Here is a 2228-nt window from a genome sequence, read left to right on the forward strand (position 1 = left end):
ATTTTAATTCTATCTTATATATAAACTTTAAATTAATCTAATAAAAGCTAGATTAAGTATCTTCAACTAAATTTTTTCACTATTATATCCACTATATACTTACTTGCATTTCCATCCCCATATGGATTAGAAGCTTTACTCATTTGAATATAATCATTTCTATTTGTTAATAATTTCTTTACAGAATTATATATATTTTCTTCATTTGTACCTATTAATTTAAGTGTTTTTGCTTCAATACCTTCTATTCTTTCTGTCTTTTTTCTTAACACAAGTACTGGTTTTCCTAGTGATGGAGCCTCTTCTTGTATTCCTCCACTATCAGTCATTATCATATAGGCTTTGTTTAAAAAATTATGAAAATCCACCACTTCCAAAGGCTCTATAATGTGAATTTTTTTAGGGTTTTTACCAAATACCTCACTAGATATATCACGTATTTCAGGATTTAAATGTATAGGATATACTACCTGTACATCTTCAAATTCATCTACTATTCGTTTTACAGCTATAAATATATTTCTCATAGGTTCTCCTAAGTTTTCTCTTCTATGAGAAGTCAATAAAATCATTCTGTCATCACCAAGCTTATCAATTATAGGATGAGTATAATCTTCTCTTATTGTCATCTTTAATGCATCAATTGCAGTATTACCTGTTACAAATATATTGTTTTCAAACTTTCCTTCTGAAATTAAGTTTTGTTTTGCCAAATTAGTAGGGGCAAAGTGTATATCAGCAATAATTCCTGTAAGTTGCCTATTTAGTTCTTCTGGAAATGGAGAGTATTTATCATAAGTTCTAAGTCCTGCTTCTATATGACCCACTAGAACTTTACTATAAAATGCAGTTAAACTAGTAGCTAAAGTTGTCGTTGTGTCTCCATGTACTAAGATTACATCTGGCTTTTCTTTATCTATAATTATAGGAAGTTCATTTAAAACTTTACATGTTATATCATTTAAACTTTGCCCTTTTTTCATTATATCTAAATCATAGTCTACATTTATATCGAAAGTTTCTATAACCTGGTCAAGCATTTCTCTATGTTGCGCTGTCACACACACAATACTTTTTATATACTCTCTTTTTTCAAGTTCCTTAATTAATGGAGCTACTTTGATAGCTTCAGGTCTAGTTCCAAATACAGTCATAACCTTGATGTCATTCATTTATATCTCTCCTAATCAACTATTCATATACTATAACTGTCTATTTATATAACAAATTTATTTATACCAAGATTTAATAATCTTTATACTCTCTTTTGATGGATAAAAGTTTTTTTCTTCATCAATTTTACCTACGCAAAACACAGAGAAACCATTTATCCAATCTTCTTTTTCAAAAACTCTCATATATGCTTCAAAACACCTTGCTTGTTCTTCATCATTTATAATTTCTGAAGGAACATGATTCCATGGTTGAGAGCTTGCATTTTCTCTATTTGAAAAACCTAATTCTCCAAAAAATATCGGTTTACGATGAACCTTATAAAGATTATATAGTTCTTCTTTTATATTTTGTCTCCTATTATTCACAGTAGATGAATGTAAGGCAGAGACCAATTCATCTACTGTATTGACAGATTTATCACTTAACTCAAAATACGCTGCTATGGATATAAAGTCTAACTTATCAAAAAAATTATTATTTAGTTTTTGTTCATAAGATAATTTACTATTTAAATCACCTTTTCTTGTATACCACCAATTAGTTCTATATGTTACAAGACCATCAAATTTTGATTGTACAAAATCTATTATTTCACCCCAATTTTGTTGATATTCTTCTAGGTATACAAAATTAGAGCCTACATTTAAAACCTTTACATCCAATGGATTTGCTACATCTTCTATAAGTTCATTTAATACAGTATTTTGCCAGTTGTAAAAAAATCTTTTTTTATTCATAGGATTCCAATCTGTCTCATACAACTCTCCATTTTTTATCCATGGATATGCTTCTAATATTGTGGAAATACCCTTCTTATTTAATTTTTTTATTAGTTTTATTGCCTTTTTTTTGCTATTATTATCTATTGACATGATATCAGAATTAATATCATCCACATTTATGACTATAGGTACATTTATTGTATTCAATCCTAGCTTATCTATATCCTTCATAACTTGATTTATTTCATAATCTATAGATAAATTAGCTGATTTAATCTTGCCCTCATACTGGCTATTTACTAAACTTCTATTTTTTAATTCAACATTTAC

The 2228-nt window shown here is 27.8% G+C and carries 2 protein-coding genes; both read right to left on the reverse strand.

Translation table 11 applies throughout. The annotated features are described in order from the left end of the window. Positions 1–62: 62 nt before the first annotated feature. A complete protein-coding gene (gene wecB / locus KGF50_RS21225; protein ID WP_227849899.1) occupies positions 63–1172 on the reverse strand; it encodes a non-hydrolyzing UDP-N-acetylglucosamine 2-epimerase in 1110 nt (369 codons plus the stop codon). Positions 1173–1229: 57 nt separating this feature from the next. Then, a partial coding sequence (locus KGF50_RS21230) for a glycoside hydrolase family 113 (RefSeq protein WP_227849900.1) occupies positions 1230–2228 on the reverse strand: 999 nt, incomplete at its 5' end.

It is taken from the genome of Clostridioides sp. ZZV15-6598 (assembly GCF_020657705.1).
GTDB classification, from domain to species: domain Bacteria; phylum Bacillota; class Clostridia; order Peptostreptococcales; family Peptostreptococcaceae; genus Clostridioides; species Clostridioides difficile_F.

Excerpts from the sequence above, each read along its gene's own strand:
- wecB (WP_227849899.1), bottom strand. The coding sequence starts at position 1,172 with ATGAATGACATCAAGGTTATGACTGTATTTGGAACTAGACCTGAAGCT.